This is a genomic window from Spirulina subsalsa PCC 9445 (assembly GCF_000314005.1).
GTDB lineage: Bacteria > Cyanobacteriota > Cyanobacteriia > Cyanobacteriales > Spirulinaceae > Spirulina_A > Spirulina_A subsalsa.
Genome location: NZ_JH980292.1, coordinates 4824849 through 4843267 on the forward strand (window position 1 = coordinate 4824849; position 18419 = coordinate 4843267).

Here is an 18419-nt window from a genome sequence, read left to right on the forward strand (position 1 = left end):
TACTAGGGAGACTTTAATCGGTATGATTGTCTATTAATGTTTACTGCTTCAGGGTGGCTAGGATGATTAAAATTAGACCTAGTATGGCCTCAATACTATACCGTAAACTGGGGGAATATCGGCGCTGGTGTAGAACCCGAAATTCCCCGTTAAATCCTCGGGATTGTAAGCCTAATACGGAGGCGCGATAGTTTTCTAAGGTGCGGTGTAACAGTTGAGTTATTAATAATCCTAAACTGCGTAAACTGGTGTTAAAAGAACGGTAGCCAAAGCGGGCATTTTGTGCTAAAAATAGCGCATTGGCTGTGTCCATTAAAAGAAAAATAAAGCGATACATTAACAGCAATAAGTCAAGGATTAAGGGAGGACATTTTAGGTTTTGTAAAAGGCGGAGAAGTTCAATCAGGGGGATGGTGAGGAGGATAAAGTATAAACAGGAGGTGAGGGCGATCGCACGACTGAGAATTTCCCCGGCCTGTTGGACTCCCTGTTGGCTGATGTAGAGGTAAAATCCCCCCAAAGCAAACCCTTGCCAGATGTCCTCCTGTATCTCCCCGATTTGGGAGAGAGACACCCCACTGAGGACTAAGGGGGGTAAACTCAACAGCGCGAATCCTAGGGGAAGACTTAATAATTTTCCGTAGAGGGGCAGGGGCATTCCCCCATAAACCACAATCCACACCCCCACCCAAAGGGTAATCAACCACTGGAGGGGGGGCGGTGCCATGTAGCCTAGGATAAAAAGGGCGATCGCAAACCCTAACTTATGTTCTGGGGGTAAACGTCGTAAACGGTTGGTATAGGCGAATTGCGCTAAATGCAAAGACATTAAAACAACCGACTCCAATCCTCAAACCAACGTTCAACGACAACCTTGGTTTGAGTAAAAAACTCAACCGCGTGTTTTCCCTGACCATGTAAATCCCCAAAAAAGCTCTCTTTCTGGCCACTAAAGGGGAAAAAGGCCATCGGTGCGGCGACTCCAATATTAATCCCAATATTCCCCGCTTCGGCTTCATAGCGAAATTGACGGGCGATCGCACCACTTTGGGTAAAAATACAAGCCATATTGCCCCATTGTCCGCGATTGACCCATTCTAGGGCGGTTTCCAAGCGATCTACTTGTACAATCCCTAACACCGGACCGAAAATCTCTGTTTGCGCTAAAGTGCTATCCGGTGGCAGATGATTTAAGAGAGTCGGCCGGATAAAATTCCCCTGTTCATACCCGGCAATGGTAGTCCCCCGACCATCAACTAAGGGAGTCGCCCCCTCTGAGATCCCCTGTTCTATCAATTGTTCAATTCTGGCTTGACTTTGGGGGGTAATGACTGGCCCCATCTGGACTTCTGGATTTAACCCATCCCCCACAATGCGCGTCTGGGCGACTTCTGTCATGGCCTCAATAAACCAGTCCCGCGCTTCCCCCACCGTCACCGCGAGAGAGGCCGCTAAACAGCGCTGTCCGGCACAACCAAAGGCACTATCGGCGGCAATTTTGGGCGTTAAGTTGGGGTCGGCATCGGGGAAAATAATAATCGGGTTTTTCGCCCCCCCTTGACACTGGACGCGCTTCCCGTGAGTGGCCGCTTTCCCATAGACATATTTAGCCACCGGAGACGATCCCACAAAACTAATCGCCCGGATGGTGGGGTGTTCTAAAATAGCATCGACTACGGTTTTGGCCCCATTGACCAAATTCACCACCCCGGCCGGAAGTCCTGTCTGGGCGATAAGTTCTAGAGTCCTCTGCATGGTGAGGGGGACTTTTTCCGAAGGTTTGATGACAACAGTATTGCCACAGGCGATCGCATAGGGTAAAAACCAAAAAGGGATCATCCCCGGAAAGTTAAACGGGGCAATAATCGCCGTCACTCCCAACGGTTGACGAATCATGATCTCATCAATCCCCCGGGCAATATCTTCGGAATTGTATCCTTGCATTAACAACGGAATCCCACAGGCCACCTCCACATTTTCAATCGCCCGTTGCCACTCTCCCCGGGATTCTGCCAAGGTTTTGCCACATTCTAGGGTAATTAAACGGCATAACTCATCGAGATGGGTTTCTAGCAGGATTTTCAGCTTAAATAAATACTGAATGCGTTCCGTGGCTGGCACTCGTCGCCAAGTAACAAAGGCACTCGCGGCCGCTTCTGTCGCCCGGTGAACATCTCCCACGGTGCCGAGGGGAACATAATTCAATAACTCTGTCGTCGCAGGATTCCGAACCTCTAGGATGTCGTTACTCTCGGAGGGGTACCACTGACCATTGATGTAGTTTAGGAGGGGAGTCGCTGTAGCCATGATGCTTGTTCACATTAGAGGCAAGATGATCCTAGCTTAGGGCATTCTGCCGCGCTACGTCCCCCAAGTAGTATGTCACAATGAGAAAAGCTAGAGAATTATCCAAATTCTATTATGTTTCGTATTCGCTCCTTGCTGTTGCCCTTCATTCTTGCTCTTGTTACCTTCTGGATTGCGATCGCCTGCAATAGTCTCCCAGGCAGCGGAGAGATGGTGATTCGAGTAGGATCTAAGAATGTTGCCGAACAGTGGATTTTAGGAGAAATGTATGCTTTAGCGTTAGAAGATCATGGTTTCACCGTAGAACGCAAATTAAATTTACCTGGCACCACCGCCGCTCACAATAGTTTAACCCGAGGGGAAGTGGATTTATACCCAGAATATACAGGGACAGCTTTATTAAGTGTGTTGAAATTGCCCGGAAATAGCGATCGCCAAGTAGTCTATGAAACGGTGAAAGAAAGTTATCAAGAGCAGTTTAATTTAATCTGGTTAGCGCCCTCCCCTATGAGCAATACCCAGGCACTCGTTATGACTCCCCAAAAGTCTCAAGAGTATAGGATAAACACCCTTTCTGATGTGGTCGCCCAAGCGGAGCGTTTAGTTATGGTGGGGCCGCCTGAATTTCAAGAAAAGGAGGACGGTTTACCGGGTATTGAGGAAGTCTATGGTCCTTTTACTCTCAAAAATTATATTGCGGTTTCCCCTGAATTTCGCTACAGTACCTTAATGTCAGGGGAAGCGCATATTGCGGTGGGGTCTAGTACCGATGGCGAAATTAGTGCCTTTAAGTTGGTGATGTTACAGGATGATAAGAACTTTTTCCCCCCCTATCAAGTCGCTCCAGTGGTGCGGGCAAATGTGTTAAAAAAACACCCAGAAGTTGCAGATATTTTGGATAATATTACCACCCAAATTACTGATTCTATTATGCAGGATCTGAATTATGAAGTGACAGGAAAGCAACAAGATCCCGCCATGGTTGCCCATGATTTTTTACAAAAAATTCAGGTTTTGGGGAAAAATTAGGGGAGGAGTGACTGGTAATTTGTCCTCGTGATTGGGCGCGGCTCAGTAACACTTTGTTGGAGGCTTTGTCTCCAATAAATTCCCTCTTTATTACAGGAGATGGGAATTTTTTGGGGATGGGTCAGGTTGGTAGCAATTTGTTGTTTTATCTAACTTGTTTAGTCTGAAGTTTCCATTCAACTTAGTCCCCCATTAAAGAGGAACAATTTGCTGTTAACTTCATTTGTCGTAAACATTTGTTTCCATTCAACTTAGTCCCCCATTAAAGAGGAACTTAGTGGAAACTCAAAAGGCTTTCTTAGCTACTTTAGTTTCCATTCAACTTAGTCCCCCATTAAAGAGGAACTATACTTCGACAATTACGACGACGCTGTTGAATTCTGGTTTCCATTCAACTTAGTCCCCCATTAAAGAGGAACCAAACATATTTCGGCCTAAAAATAGATGTTGGAGAGTTTCCATTCAACTTAGTCCCCCATTAAAGAGGAACGCATACTCACTGAGTATGTTGACCATATCGAATATAAGTTTCCATTCAACTTAGTCCCCCATTAAAGAGGAACCGCTCGGATCGTGTCGAAAACAATCTTGTGTGGTAGTTTCCATTCAACTTAGTCCCCCATTAAAGAGGAACTTTTGGGAAGTTATGCAAAACAACTTCTCCAGAACAGTTTCCATTCAACTTAGTCCCCCATTAAAGAGGAACACAGAGAGCTAAGTCCTCAAACCAAATCCGAGAAAAAAGTTTCCATTCAACTTAGTCCCCCATTAAAGAGGAACGATAGCCGGAAAATCCTAGAGAATCTAATCTTGATGTTTCCATTCAACTTAGTCCCCCATTAAAGAGGAACATATTGTACACAACATTAATAACTCTGATTGTTCTGTTTCCATTCAACTTAGTCCCCCATTAAAGAGGAACCCCCCCATTTTAACCCCTTGCCCCGCCTAATGTCTAGACCCCATTTCCGAGGCTCCCCTAAAATCACCCCTCTGTAACCCGTTGAATTTCCCATCAACACACCTCAAACCCTTACAGGACAAGAAACCGAGGCTCCCGACGAAAAATCAACGTTTCAGCCATTTTCCGGGAGCCTCGGAAAAGTTTGCTGAATCTTGACAAATTAACTCCTCTATGGTAAGGAATGCGCAATAAAACGGAATGGTAGGGGGAGCGGGGGAGATGTCTATTCCCTATTCCCTATTCCCTATTCCCTAGCCCCACGAGTAGAGTTATTCAGCAAGCCCTAATTTATAACAAGATTCTGCTTTCCGGGAATGACTTCCCCGAGAACAAAAGCAGAAAGATCATGAGATTGAAAATAGGCGATCGCAGATTCCACTTCACCCGGCGGCACAATGACCACAAAACCCACCCCCATATTGAAAGTTTCAAACATTGCCGCTTCAGCAACATCCCCCATTTGAGCTAACCATTCAAACAGAGGAGGAATCAACCAAGCTTTTCGATTAACTTTCACCCCTTGATTCTCCTGCACACAACGGGGGAGATTTTCCGGCAAGCCTCCCCCAGTAATATGAGCCATGCCGTGAATCTCCAGCCCAGACTTTAAAGCACTGAGGATGGGCTTCACATAGATACGAGTGGGAGTGAGGAAGATTTCCCCTAAACTAGCACCCCCCAAAGCCGGGGGACAATCAGACCAGCTTAACCCCTTGGTGTCAATGATTTTGCGCACCAAAGAAAAGCCATTACTGTGGACTCCGTGACTCGGAAGTGCGATCGCAATATCCCCCAACTCAACCAGAGAACCATCTAAAATCCGCTCCCGTTCCACAATCCCCACACAAAACCCCGCTAAATCATACTCCCCCACCGGATAAAACCCCGGCATTTCCGCCGTTTCTCCCCCCAAAATCGCGCAGCCACTTTGACGACAACCTTCCGCAATGCCAGCCACCACCTCCGCCAACTGCTCCGGATTCAACTTCCCCGTCGCCAAATAATCCAAAAAAAACAAAGGTTCAGCCCCCAGAGTGAGAATATCATTCACACACATCGCCACCAAATCAATCCCCACCGTGTGATGAACATTCACCGCTTGGGCAATTTTCAGCTTCGTTCCCACCCCATCGGTTCCCGACACCAAAACCGGATTCTGATACCCCGTTGGCAAGGCAAAACACCCCGCAAACCCCCCCAACTTTCCCAAAACCTCCGGCCGTTGGGTACTCTCCACCGATTGACGAATACGCTGGACAAAAGAGCGTCCCGCCTCCACATCAACCCCTGCTGCTCGATAATCCATAATCCTCTTTTACCTTACTAATGATTCTTCTCGCCTGTTCATCTTGCGATTTAACGCCAACTTTCCCGCCATTGATTTAAAAAATATCAAATCTGAAAGAAAAGCTTTAGTTTTTTAAATATAACTCAAAAGCTATTAAGCCGTTCAACCCTTGACCTGACTAGGAGTTTACCCCACCCATGACCCAAGCTAGGCGGGGTGAGGACTCACGATCCCCCCTCCCTTACGGATGTTCATTACAAAACTTCATGCTAATCTGTGTCAGTTCTCGCACATAGAAATACCTTTCATCAGTCAACAGGTTGTTGCTTGTCTTTCCCCCCTCGCCCAGTGTCGCGTCGGTCAGGACAACACAGCAGCGTAAACGTTAGCACAGCCCCCGTCAGAGCGTCCAACTTTACCCCCTGTGAGTCAACAGCCTAGTCCCTGAAAAAGCCTATGAATCACAAACTCTGGTCTAGCCTAACTGCCACCGTCCTCAGCACCGCGCTTAGTACGGCTGTCACCTATAACGCCAATGCCTCCGAGCCAGTCATCCCCACCGGGATTGAAGGCACAGAAGCCGCCTTGGAAGAATTGTATGGGGATTCTGTCTACCTCGCTCAGACAGAGGAGGAGATTGCTGCTAGTGATCCCCAAACCTCGGGTAACAGAGGCAGCTTGACCACAATTTTCCCCCATGCGGTAGGAGAATACCAAGGCGCAACCTTGTATGTACGTCGTATTCCTCTTCTGACCTTCGTGGGAACCGACTCGGCCAACATTGCCGCCAAGAGTTTAACTCCCAGTTTCTTGACTCCTGAACAAATCCGTCAAGGTCAAGGAGTACAGGTTAATCAATCCAATGATGACCCCGTTTGGCGCGCTACAGTGGTCGCAGACCGCATTAACCAAATGTCTCAGGAAGAAGCCTCTTCTATTACTTTAGCGTGGAATGCCGAACAGGAAGCCTATATTATCAAAGCAGGTGAGACAGAATTAGTCCGAGTAGACCCTAAAACCCAGTTACCCGATAGTACCAATAACTGGGATCAAGACGCACTACAAGCGGCGAATCGCTTGCGTCGTCTGTTAGGGGGAGCAGAGCCTTTAAGTGCGGGAGACGTGCAGATGCGTCCCACTCGTGCCGCTCGTTCCGTCCGTCCCTCTCAACGGGTCGCGGTAGGGCGAATTAATGGACAATATCAGGGGATGGCTTCTTGGTACGGCCCAGGATTCCATGGTCGCCGGAGTGCAAGCGGGGAGCGTTTTAATCAAAACGCTTTAACGGCTGCTCACCGGACGTTACCCTTTGGAACACAAGTTCGGGTGACAAACTTAAATAATGGTCGCTCTGTGGTCGTCCGCATCAATGACCGGGGGCCCTTTATTCGCGGTCGAATTATTGATTTATCTCGGGGTGCAGCGAGTGCTATTGGAATGTTAGGGAGCGGTGTTGCTCCGGTTCAAGTGGAAGTGATTGAGTGAACGACCGCACCCACAAGGGGATAGGGAATTTCTGGCCGATTTTTGAACCAAAAGATTTGTTGCGAAATTCCCCTTCCTCGTTTTAGCCCGGAAGGGATGGGAACAGGCAATCTTGACAAGTTCAGATTGCCTGTTCCCCGTTTCCTCGCCCAGTTATTCAGCAGACCCTAAATAGGGTCTGCTGAATAACACCAGATGCTAGGCTCAACAAGGGAACAGGGAACGGGGAACAGGGAACAGGGAATAGGGGGAGCAGGGGAGAATTGATAATTATTCCCTATCACCTATTCTCTATTCCCGACTCCCGACTCCCGATTCCCGACTCCCGACTCCCGATTCCCGACTCCCGACTCCCGACTCCCGACTCCCGATTCCCCAACTCTCGGACTTATTCAGCAAGCCCTAAATAAGCCCGCATCATGGCTTGAGTGCCTTGTTCCTGCGCCAACTCATCCAAAGCTTCTACTCGTTTAAACAAATCCTCCGCCAAGGCCACCCCCGGTAACTCCTGCCGCGCTGTTTCGGCAATCTCCCGCACTAGACGCAAATCCTTGAGGATATGTTTAATCATAAAGCCCGGTGCAAAGTCCCCGGTCGCCACCTTTAGCCCCAAATTGGACAGCGCCCAAGATCCAGCCGCCCCGGTGCCACAAACTTCTACAACAATTTGGGGGTCAAGGCCTTGTTTTTGGGCCAATAACATCGCCTCACAAATCCCGACCAAATTCAAGGCGCAGAGGATTTGATTACACATTTTAACCGCTTGTCCACTGCCAACCGGACCACAAAGGCGGATATTTTGACCCATTGCCTCAAAATAGGGCAAAGCGGCCTGAAAATCTGACTCACTGCCCCCCACCATAATGGTTAAGGTGCCGTTTTTTGCTCCCACATCTCCCCCAGAAATGGGGGCATCAAGAAAGCGTAGATTGTGGTGGGCTAGGGCGTGAGCAATGGTTTTTGCCCCTTGACTGCCAATGGTACTAAAATCCACCAGCAAGGTCTGGGGGGCGGCATAATGGGCGGCTCCCGATGCTCCTAATAATACGGCTTCTACATCAGGAACATCCCCCACACAGGAGAAGACCACATCGGCTTCTCTGACGGCCGCTTCAATCGTCGGTACAATTTGAACGCCTGCGCTGGCGGCAATCTCTACCCCGGATTTTTGGGGGGTACGATTCCATCCTTGCACGGTGTAGCCTTGACGGGCTAAATTAGCGGCCATATAGCCTCCCATGACCCCTAATCCTAGAAATGCTACGGTTTGACTCATGATCTTTTCTCAATACCATCCAATCTTGACTATAACGACATCAAAGAGTTTAGGATTATCCCTAGAAATGAATGGGGACAAACTGGAAATCCCCGCGCCTTGAGGCCGGGGAGGATGTCAGTGTAACCCGATCTCCTGCACAAAGGACTCTAAACCCCGTCGGGGAGTCCACTGTACCGCCCCGACTTCTCCGGTGAGGTAAACGGGAATCTGGAGTTGTTCGAGTTGGGCGCGCATTTGCGGGTCTACGAACCTCTGAGATAAAATAACGGCCTTGGGTTTGACCTGCGCTAAAATCCTTGAGGAAAGTTGGCGTTGGTGCAGCCTTCCGTAGGAGGCTCCCCAAATCAACACATCACTTTCGGGGAGTTGCTCTACCTCATCGGTTGCCCCCATCATCAACAACCAACGCAGAGAACCTACTTGAAACTGTAACCCAGTGGGGTCAAGGGATAACACCTCTAAGGTCAGGGAGTCGAGTTTTAACTGTTGTCCGGTTTGGAGGGGGGTAAAGCGACCTAATTTAAGTTGCTCTAAGAGGGTTTCCTTGTCCGGTGAGCTATGAAAAAGGTGGCGCACCTTTAAACTATCGGAAATCTCTGTCCAGCCGGATTCTAGGGCATTCTCAAAGGGGAGGGCAAGGGCAAGGTTGATGTGATTGAGGCCTTGTTCTCGGAAAAAGGGCAGGATGGCATAGTTGGCGGTGTTGTTATTGCCACCGTGGAGGAGGGTGACTTTATCCTGTTGTTGAATGACTACCACAGGTTGAGGGGCAGCAGCTAAAACACTGACTTGTAGGAGGGTGGCGTGATTGTACCAGAGGGGCAAGACGAGGAGAGCGAAGGCACTCCCCCCGACCATCCCCCACCTGCGCCGCCCAAGGGAAGAACACCAGATAAACACCCAGGCCCCATAACACAGTAGCAGTTGCCAGAGGGCGATTTTCCCAATGTTCCAAGTGCTGAGGGGTAAATTTAACACCCCTTGGACTAGCTGAATCAGGAAGGCGAGGAAGGGGCTTAAAAGCCAAGCGGTGGCACTGCCTAAGAGGGGGAAAATTAAACTCAAAGCACCGCTAATCATGCCGCCCAAACTGATTAAGGAAATCAGGGGGGTGGTGGTGAGGTTGACCAATAAACTGTATAGGGGGAGGGTTTTAAACTGGTAGATTAAGAGGGGAAATGTCCAAAGGGAGGCGGCAATGGGAACAGCGAGGAGGGTGGCTATTTTGAGGGGGAGAATGTCTAAACGGCGGGTAATGGCGGGTGTTGTGACCAGTAGCCCTAGGGTGGCTAAAAAACTGAGTTGAAAGCCTAAGTCCCAAATCCAAAGGGGATTAAAGATTAATAGTCCGGTGGCGGTTACGAGTAATAAGCCTAGGGGTTTAACTTGGCGATCGCTCACTAACCCCAATAATACCCCCAAACCCATCACCACCGCCCGCATAGCCGACGGTTGCAGCCCCGTTAACCCCAGATAAAACAACAACACCCCACCCCCTACATAAAACCGCATTTTCGCCCCCCAAGACCGGGTAAACACCAAGACTAACCCTAATAAAAGGGAAACATGAAACCCCGAGGCCGCTAAGGTATGGGCTAATCCTACGGGTAAAAAACTATCTCGCACGGCTGGGGATAAATCCACCGCCCGACGACCCAGTACCATTGAACTCAGCAACGACCCCGACTCACTGCCTAACCAACGGACTTGGGAACGGATGATGCGCTGTCGCAGTTGCCACCACCCCCAAGGCTGTTCCCCCGGTTCAGCCGCTAGACGGCCTGTAAACCCGGTAAAGATGCCTTGACGGGCTAAATAGGCTTGAAAATCAAAACCCCCCGGATTTTGGGCGGGGGGCGGTGCATAGATGCGTCCGGTGAGGGTGACAGTTTGTTGGGGGACTAAACCTGTTCCCTCTAATAGGGGCAAGGTGGCATAGACTTTTCCCCGTAAGTCGGGATATCCTGCCACCTCTTGGACTTGAAGGTTAAAGCGAATGCGGTTGTTGCGATTGGGCTGGGGTGGATTGATAATCTGACCTGTGAGTTCAATCCCGTTGGGAGGATTGTCCAGTAGGGTGCTGATATCTTGGGGGGAAGGCTGGGGGGTGCGCAGTTGGAGATAAAAAACGGCGATCGCACCTATCCCCCCCGCCAGTAACCAAGCCCCCCAAGATGGGCCAGAACGCCAAACACGGGGCAAGAGGAACGCCCCCACTCCCCCCAACAGCAACCAAATCAGGGCTAGGCTTCCCCAGAGTAGGCTAAGCTGAGAACTGGTGAGCAACAGAGGGCGCAAGAAGCCTGTAGAAACTAACCCCAGCCCATAGGCAAAACAGATAATCGCCCAACTCTGTTGATTCATGATCCTTCTCCGAGAAACCCCATCCCCTTATGGGTGGGGTTATTGACGACCCGCGTGAACTACCCCGCCCACAAGGGGACGGGGCTTCCCAACTCAACAGCAACCGCCTCTACGGATGACTTACGCCCCCGCTTTGGTCTTACATTGCCTCCTTGGGCAGTATCGCTGGTTCCCAACGATAATATTCGTAAGCCTTCATCTCGAATATTGATAGCTGCATTTACGTCTCTGTCCTGTTGGGTTTGGCAATTGGGGCATTCCCAACTACGAACATCAAGAGGCAGACTATCAATCTGATTGAGGCATACATGACAAGTCTTACTGGACGGGAAAAACCGACCAATTTCTAGATAGGTTTTCCCGTCTTTTTCAGCCTTGTACTTTAACTGTCTGGTGAATTCTGACCATCCACAATCTGAAATCGCTTTGGCTAGATTGTGGTTTTTCACCATGTTTTTGACTGCCAGGTCTTCCACAACGATGACTTGGTTTTCGTTCACTAATTTGCGGGAGAGTTTGTGCTGGAAGTCTTTGCGAGTGTTAGCAATCCGCTCATGCACTCGCGCTACGATACGTTTTGCTTTAGCCCGACGCTTTGAACCCTTCTGTTTACGAGATAACTTTTGCTGCTTGCGTTTGAGGTTTTTCTCTCTCTTCTTGAGCGGTTTGGGATTATCAAATTTAGAACCATCAGACGTAATGGCAAAATGGGCTAACCCTAGGTCAATCCCAACCGCTTTACCTTGGCTGCTTATTTCAGGTTTAGGTAGTCCATCGTCAAAAAGCAAAGAGGCGGAGTATTTGCCCGTCCTACTCATGCTGACGGTAACGGTCTTCAGCTTACCATCAAAAACACGATGAAATTTTGCTTTGACATCACCGATTTTAGGCAATTTAATCGCTTTATCCAACAACTTGACGTGCTGCGGATACTGGATTGATTGCTTACCATGCTTGCTCTTGAAGTTGGGATATTGAGCTCTTCCCTCAAAGAAGCTGATAAACGCCCGAGAAAGATTCAGGGATACAGACTGGAGAACTTGGGAATAACATTGGGCCAACCAAGGAAACTCCTTTTTGAGTGCTGGTAAGCGGTCGTTATACCCCTGTCTTGACAGTCCCTTCCCGGTTGCTTTGTAGGTTTCATTGTTCAGGTTTAGAGCGTAGTTCCACCACCACCTAGCACAGCCAAACGCCTTCGATAAGGCTACTTGCTGCTCAGTGGTTGGATAGATTCTGACCTTAACAACATTTCTCATTTTCCAAGTTTAACACAAAAAGGATTAATGGCAAGACCGATAGATTATTGTCAATCTGCGCGGCATTGAACCGCTTGATTGACTGGCCTTTCATCCCCACCCACGAGGGGATGGGGAGTTCCCGGCAATCTTTTTAAATTGATAAACCCAACTTTAACCCTAAAAAGGCATGAACTAACAAAATCAGTAAGGCGAAACTGCCTAAATAGGCGTGAGTGGTGCGTAAAACGGCTTTATTGCCCCCGAATTTCGTGGCAGAAATAAAACCATTAAAGCCTAATAATCCCACGGCCAGCGTCCCCGTCCAAAAGTGGGCGCTGGCGAAAATGGGCTGTCCTTGCATGACCAAAGACAACACCCCTCCCGTATAGCCCAAACTAATAAATAGGAATAACCAGGGGGCAATTTTGCGGTGATTTTTGCGGTTTTCCACTGCCACACCGGAATCCGTCGCCAGTCGTCCTTGCCAGCCCGCCCAAGCGGCAAAACTGCCCATGACAAACACCACAATCCCCATCATTAAAGGGTGTCCCCAGTGAACAATCGGTTCAGGGGTGCCAAAGTTGCGAAACCAAGCGGCAATCGGTTCAAGGTAAGGACGGATCAGGGTTTCCATTGCTTTTAATATTTTCTTTATATTTTGCGACAGTCTTTATTGTACCGTACCTCGGAAACATAGCATTATCTCTTCTGTCAGATCAGGTTCAGACCCTAATTCTCTAAAAAATACCCGTATTTTTACTGACAAAATATCAGAATCTTTATAAAACAAATCAACCATTTAAAGATTAGTTAAAGATTGCCAATTGGACTGGAAAAATAACTGATACCTGTTACATAATGGGGTCATAAGCTAAAAAGTAATGAATCTTCTAAGACCTGCATCTTACTGAACTGCTACATTAAAACTTACGGAAACAACCCCCATGAAATCCACAATAAAATCCACAATTATTGCAGCATTTACAGCCGTCACAACTACCCTAGCCGTTGCTGGTTCTGCTGCTGCATTCACTATTCAACGAGCAGATGACCACTTTCAAGGGCTGATTAACTCCGGTGTTTTTAATGACTATATCCACACCGAATATCAAGCCCTAGACCCCTCATTTGTTTCTAGTCGTCAGCTAGATTTGAGTAAACTAACATTAGATTTCAGCCATGAAGTGAAAGTGCATTTCCTCAGTGAGGGTGCATGGTATCGCAACCAGTTAGGTGTTTCTGCTACAGGCGCTACCACCATATCAGATACTATTATATTTGATGATATTGTCTGCCTAACTAGCAGTTGCTCAACTCATACTGGTTATCGAAATTCTCACAACGACCCAACCGCTAATCCTTTACAAGCGGGTGATTTTGTCAGCTTGGGTAAAGTCCTAGGAGGAACTACCCTAGACTTTTTCCTAAATTCAGATGGTTATGGACGCAGCAACCCCACTCGTTTATATGTTGACTCCAGCCGGAACAGAAATGGATTCCAACAAGTGATGGCCTATGAACAATCTGGCTATCTGGTGTTAGCTTTTGAAGATATCGTCGGTGGTGGTGACAGGGATTATAATGACGTTGTGTTTGCCCTTGATATCGGCAAGAAAAATATGAATGCCATCAGAGGCGTGCAAGTGCCTGAACCTACTATGGTGTTCGGACTCCTAGCCGTTGGGGCGGCTGTCTCCCTTGTCAGTCGCAAAGGTGAACAAAAGTCTTAGGCGAGAATTTCACTCCGAAATATTGTCCATATCTCCTGTTAGATCCAATTCTAGCGGGAGATTTTGGTTTGATCCTTCATAATTCAGAAAAACCCATCAAGGACGAAGTATCGCCTTAAATTGTTCCCAACGTCCAAAGAAAGCCAAGAGTAACTAAGATGAGGAAAATTTGTCAACTGATTCCTTAGCGGAAACTTATCGGGGGGAATTGCGGTCAGGAGATCAAACCATTGACGTTTCCCTAAACCGAGAGATTTATAGTTATGCGCTACTCACTCATTGCTCTTTCTACGTTAACCCTTTTTAATATCGGGATAGTTGCCCCCCTTGCGGCTCAAACTTCTCCCACCTCTGCTCCCAGTCTGATGGCTAGTAATGATCTAGCTGTTTTAACAACAGATGTAAAAGTGGTGGGAGTTGATACACAACTGAGCAATATTGCCCTACAAACCGTTAGAACTCGTATGGGTGGGAATACCTCCGCCACGCAACTCCAAGGAGATATTCAAGCGCTCTTAAGTACGGGGTTATTTAGTAGTGCGCGCTATGGAACGAGAGAGAATGCTAATGGGGTTGATGTGGTGTTTGAAGTGCAACCTGTCATTGTGCGATCGCTTGTTTTAAATAATGCCCAAATTCTGCCGCAGTCTGTAGTCCATGAAGCCTTTGCGACTCAGTTAGGTCAACCCATTAGCCCCGCCCTAATTGATCAGGGGATTGCCAACCTGCAAAAATGGTATGAAGAAAATGGTTATGCGATCGCCCAAGTCGCCGATGTTCGTTCCGTCGGCGATGGAGTCCTCAATGTAGACGTTGCCGAGGGGGTCATTCGTTCCGTCCAAGTCCGTTTTATTGATGACATGGGACAAGTCACCGACGGCCGCACCAATGAGCAATTTATTAAACAACAGCTAGCCCTCCAGCCCGGTGGAGTCTTCACCACAGAACAAGCACGCCAAGACCTGACCCAACTTTATCGCCTCGGTTTGTTCAAAACCGCCAACATTGACCTAGCCGGGGATGCGCGCCAATTAGATGTCATCTATCAACTCAGCGAACAATCCACCCGAGGAGTCAACGCCGGGGGCGGTTATAGTGAATCCAGCGGCCTGTTTGGCACCGTGAGTTACAACGACCGCAATATTGGCGGCATCGGTCAAAACTTGGATCTTATGGTGCAACTAGGACAACGGGATCTACAATTTGATGCCACCTTCGGCAGTCCTTACCGACTCAGTGATCCTAACGTCCCCGGTTATAGTATCAATGCCTTCCGCAACCGCACCATTTCCAATAGCTTTGGGGAAGACGTTGCCCTAGCTAATGGCGATCGCCCCCGAGAAGGTCGCCTAGGGGGAGGTGTCACCTTCACCCGACCCATTGACGACTGGAATGCCAACGTCGGCATCAACTTCAACCAAGTCACCATCCGCGACAGTAGCGGCAACCTCTCCCCTACCGACCAATTCGGCAACGCCTTATCCGTCAGTGACCGAGGGATGGATGATTTAGTCACCCTGCGGGCGGGACTCTCCCAAGATCGACGAGATAACCCCATAAACCCCACCTCCGGCTCCATCTTAGGATTTAGCAGTGAGCAATCCCTCCCCGTAGGCAACGGCAGCATTTTAATGAACCGTCTGCAAGCCAACTTCTCCAACTACACCCCCGTTTCTCTGTTTGGCGGAGAAAACCCCGAAGTTCTCGCCTTCAACGTTCAAGCCGGTACCACCATCGGGGATCTCCCCCCCTACGAAGCCTTCCGTTTAGGCGGCACCAACTCCGTGCGGGGCTATAATACCGGGGAATTAGGGGGGAGTCGGAGTTTTGTCCTCGCTTCGGCTGAATACCGCATCCCCTTGGGGACTTTACCCGCCACAGGTGTAGTCTTTGCCGATTTTGGCAGTGATTTAGGTTCAACGAGTCCCACCGTGGGCGCTGATGGTGTCACCACTAACCGAGGCGTTGGTTTCGGCTACGGGGCTGGCCTCCGCGTCAACTCCCCCGTCGGCATCTTGCGGGCAGACTTCGGCCTCAATGATCAAGGCGAGAGTCGTTTCCACTTCGGCGTAGGTCATCGCTTCTAATCCCCCGTTTGTAGTTTGTAGTTGGGCTTTAGCCCCCGTTTGTAGTTTGTAATTGGGCTTTAGCCCCCGTTTGTAGTTTGTAGTTGGGCTTTAGCCCCCGTTTGTAGTTGGGCTTTAGCCCCAATTAAACCAAATGACAAGCGACAAAATGCCCCGGTGCAATCTCCCGAAATTCCGGCTCCGGGGCTTGACGACAGCGTTCTGTCGCGTAGGGGCAACGGGTTTGAAAATTACAACCGGGGGGTGGATTAAGGGGACTCGGAACATCTCCCGTCAGAATAATCCGTTGTCGTTGGGCTTCCAAATCCGGATCAGGAATCGGAACCGCCGAGAGTAAAGCTTGAGTATAGGGATGTTGGGGCGTTTCGTAGAGAGTGCGGTGATCCGCCAATTCTACGATTTTGCCCAGATACATCACAGCCACACGGTCTGAAATATGGCGAACCACACTGAGATCATGGGCGATAAATAAGTAGGTCAGGTTAAATTCCCGTTGGAGTTTCTGCATGAGGTTGACGATTTGCGCTTGAATCGACACATCTAGGGCGGCAATGGGTTCATCACAGACAATGAACGCTGGGTTTAAGGTCAAGGCACGGGCGATCGCAATCCGTTGCCGTTGACCCCCAGAAAACTCATGAGGATAGCGGTGAATAAAACTAGGATTTAACCCCACAATATCCAGCAATTCCTGCACCCTCGCCACCTTGCCCTGACCCCCTGCCAAACCATAGATCCTCAAAGGTTCTCCCACAATATCCCCAACCGTCATCCGAGGATTTAACGACCCATAGGGATCTTGGAAAATCATCTGCATCTGACGACGCATCTGGCGCAGCTTTTCCCCCGAGAGTTGGGTTAACTCCTGCTCCTCAAAGTACACTTGACCCCCTGTAGGCGGCTGGAGTTGTAGAATAGCGCGTCCGGTGGTACTTTTCCCACAGCCAGACTCTCCCACTAAGCCCAACGTTTCCCCTTGGTCAATTGTGAAGTTAACGTTATCAACCGCCTTCAGAACCCCCATCTGTCGGCGAAAGATTCCCCCTTGAGACAGGGGAAAATGAACTTGTAGATTTTCAACTTTAATCAAAGTTTTGGCTATTTTAGGGATAGGGGCAAGGGGCGCTAATTCCATGCAATGTCAACTCAAGGCTCTCCACGGACTATTGTAGTTTAGCTTAATCGGCGGGAAGCCCCGCACTCTACGCGAAGCGTGAGTGTCGGGATGAAAGCCGAGGCGATGGAGCTAAAGCGGAGTCGCCAATTACTCATGCCTGTTGCTGCTCGATGTAGTGTTTCAGCACAGAGATGGTGAATATTAAAGTTTATCATGCGAATCGCCTACCAGTACCGAATTAAGCCAACCTATGAGCAGCGATGCCAGATGGAACGCTGGCTTGATATGCTGCGCTGTCAGTACAACTGGATGCTGGCTGACCGATTCGACTGGTGGGAAATGAATCGCACTCCGGTTAACGTCTGTCCTTTGGTGTGTAGCATCGCTGAACCCAGAGAGCAACCCGACTACTACAACCAAAAACGGTCATTGGTATCGTTAAAAGATGAACGCCCCTGGTACAAAGAGATTCACTCTCAGGTACTTCAGGACATGGTGAAGCGTGCTGGGAAAGCGTTTGACCGATTTGTCAAAGGCGACAAAAACGGCAAGCGAAGCGGCAAGCCTCGATTCAAAGGGAAGAACCGCTACCGGACGTTTACCTACCCACAGGCCAAGCCTGATTGGATTGACGGAAACCGTATTAAACTCCCTAAGATTGGGGCGGTGAAGTTCATTCAGCATCGTTCTTTACCTGATGGCTTTGCGTTGAAAACCGTTTCAATTACTCTTAAGGCTGATGGGTGGTATGTGACTTTCTCGCTGGAAGACAAGTCTGTGCCAAGCCAGCTAGTAGAAACCATTGTGCCGACGGTCGCCAACAGTATTGGGGTTGATGCTGGACTGGAATACTTTATGGCTTGCTCGGATGGCACTATGAAGCCGCCGCCAAAGTTTTATCGGCAAGCTGAAGATAAACTGGCTAAACTCCAGTCCAAGCGAGATGAGAGGGGATTAGGCTCAAAATCACGCCGTAAGCTCAATGAGCGTATTGCTAAGTTGCATCAACGCATTGCCAGACAACGGAAGCAGTGGCATTTTGAAACCGCTCAAGAGTTACTCGACAAAGCGGAAGTCATCTTTGTCGAGGAGATAAAAGTTTCCAATATGTCCCGACGCAATAAGCCGAAACAGGGAGAAGACGGAGTGTTTCTCCCTAACGGTCAATCGGCTAAATCGGGGCTGAACAAAAGTTTTGCTGATGCTGGGATAGCTGGGTTTTTGAACGAAATCCTACCTTTCAAAGCTGCGAAAGCTGGAAAGATGGTTGTGAAGATTAACCCTGCTGGCACATCCCAACATTGTGCAATTTGCCTGAATAGAGTCCCCAAAAAGCTATCTGACCGATGGCATGATTGCCCCCATTGTGGAGCGTCTATGCCGCGAGATGTGAACTCTGGGGTGCTTATCAAAAAAGTGGGGCTGGGGCATCGACTCACTATAAAACGCGAATCTGGGGCAACCCGGAGGAGAAGCCCTCGCTGTACCGCGAAGCGGTCAGCGTAGGGAGTATGTCACAGGCGAGACA

Annotated in this window: 13 protein-coding genes and 1 CRISPR repeat array; of the genes, 5 read left to right on the top strand and 8 right to left on the bottom strand. The window is 49.0% G+C overall.

All coding sequences use genetic code 11. The features are described from left to right. Positions 1 to 40 precede the first annotated feature (40 nt). Both cbiQ and SPI9445_RS0122025 read right to left on the bottom strand, forming a co-directional pair. Positions 41 to 829 carry a cobalt ECF transporter T component CbiQ gene (cbiQ, locus tag SPI9445_RS0122020; protein WP_017306959.1) on the bottom strand — a complete coding sequence of 263 codons (789 nt, stop codon included), beginning with the start codon at positions 827 to 829 and terminating at the stop codon, positions 41 to 43. Further along, positions 829 to 2307 (bottom strand): CoA-acylating methylmalonate-semialdehyde dehydrogenase, encoded by a 1479-nt coding sequence (locus tag SPI9445_RS0122025; protein WP_017306960.1) that lies wholly within the window; start codon positions 2305 to 2307, stop codon positions 829 to 831. The genes cbiQ and SPI9445_RS0122025 overlap by 1 nt, the downstream gene beginning before the upstream one ends. 114 nt (positions 2308 to 2421) lie before the next feature. On the opposite strand from SPI9445_RS0122025, the gene SPI9445_RS0122030 reads away from it, so the two are divergent. Further along, positions 2422 to 3336: a glycine betaine ABC transporter substrate-binding protein gene (locus SPI9445_RS0122030; RefSeq protein WP_017306961.1), complete on the top strand. Its 915-nt coding sequence runs from the start codon at positions 2422 to 2424 to the stop codon at positions 3334 to 3336. 168 nt (positions 3337 to 3504) lie between these two features. Continuing rightward, positions 3505 to 4258: direct repeats of the CRISPR family, unit length 36 nt; unit sequence GTTTCCATTCAACTTAGTCCCCCATTAAAGAGGAAC. Positions 4259 to 4583: 325 nt separating this feature from the next. Here the strand turns inward: SPI9445_RS0122030 and purM are convergent. After that, positions 4584 to 5606 carry a phosphoribosylformylglycinamidine cyclo-ligase gene (purM, locus tag SPI9445_RS0122040; protein ID WP_017306962.1) on the bottom strand — a complete coding sequence of 341 codons (1023 nt, stop codon included), beginning with the start codon at positions 5604 to 5606 and terminating at the stop codon, positions 4584 to 4586. A gap of 438 nt (positions 5607 to 6044) precedes the next feature. Between purM and SPI9445_RS0122045 the strand changes: the two genes are divergently transcribed. Beyond that, positions 6045 to 7073: a septal ring lytic transglycosylase RlpA family protein gene (locus SPI9445_RS0122045; protein WP_017306963.1), complete on the top strand. Its 1029-nt coding sequence runs from the start codon at positions 6045 to 6047 to the stop codon at positions 7071 to 7073. Positions 7074 to 7461: 388 nt separating this feature from the next. On the opposite strand, the gene SPI9445_RS0122050 is transcribed toward SPI9445_RS0122045, so the two are convergent. From SPI9445_RS0122050 to SPI9445_RS0122065, 4 genes are all read right to left on the bottom strand, one after another. Next, a complete protein-coding gene (locus SPI9445_RS0122050) occupies positions 7462 to 8349 on the bottom strand; it encodes an NAD(P)-dependent oxidoreductase (RefSeq protein ID WP_017306964.1) in 888 nt (295 codons plus the stop codon). Positions 8350 to 8466: 117 nt separating this feature from the next. Continuing rightward, positions 8467 to 10716, bottom strand: coding sequence for a ComEC/Rec2 family competence protein (locus SPI9445_RS0122055; protein ID WP_017306965.1), 2250 nt, complete (start codon positions 10714 to 10716; stop codon positions 8467 to 8469). A 59-nt stretch (positions 10717 to 10775) separates the two neighbouring features. Beyond that, complete coding sequence (locus tag SPI9445_RS0122060; RefSeq protein ID WP_017306966.1) at positions 10776 to 11975, bottom strand: RNA-guided endonuclease InsQ/TnpB family protein; 1200 nt, start codon at positions 11973 to 11975, stop codon at positions 10776 to 10778. Between the two features lie 133 nt (positions 11976 to 12108). Next, a complete protein-coding gene (locus SPI9445_RS0122065) occupies positions 12109 to 12591 on the bottom strand; it encodes a DUF4079 domain-containing protein (protein ID WP_017306967.1) in 483 nt (160 codons plus the stop codon). Between the two features lie 310 nt (positions 12592 to 12901). Between SPI9445_RS0122065 and SPI9445_RS0122070 the strand changes: the two genes are divergently transcribed. Together SPI9445_RS0122070 and SPI9445_RS0122075 are read left to right on the top strand one after the other, a co-directional pair. After that, positions 12902 to 13687, top strand: a complete 786-nt coding sequence (locus SPI9445_RS0122070; protein WP_017306968.1) for a DUF4114 domain-containing protein — start codon at positions 12902 to 12904, stop codon at positions 13685 to 13687. Positions 13688 to 13950: 263 nt separating this feature from the next. Beyond that, on the top strand, positions 13951 to 15774 hold the full coding sequence (locus SPI9445_RS0122075; RefSeq protein ID WP_017306969.1) for a BamA/TamA family outer membrane protein: 1824 nt from the start codon (positions 13951 to 13953) through the stop codon (positions 15772 to 15774). A gap of 124 nt (positions 15775 to 15898) precedes the next feature. Here SPI9445_RS0122075 and SPI9445_RS0122080 read toward each other — a convergent pair whose 3' ends face one another. Further along, the gene (locus SPI9445_RS0122080; RefSeq protein WP_017306970.1) at positions 15899 to 16909 is read right to left on the bottom strand and encodes an ABC transporter ATP-binding protein; all 1011 of its coding nucleotides are present in this window, start codon (positions 16907 to 16909) and stop codon (positions 15899 to 15901) included. A 249-nt stretch (positions 16910 to 17158) separates the two neighbouring features. Here SPI9445_RS0122080 and SPI9445_RS0122085 point away from each other — a divergent pair, with 249 nt between their 5' ends. Beyond that, complete coding sequence (locus SPI9445_RS0122085) at positions 17159 to 18397, top strand: RNA-guided endonuclease InsQ/TnpB family protein (RefSeq protein WP_017306971.1); 1239 nt, start codon at positions 17159 to 17161, stop codon at positions 18395 to 18397. Positions 18398 to 18419: the final 22 nt, after the last annotated feature.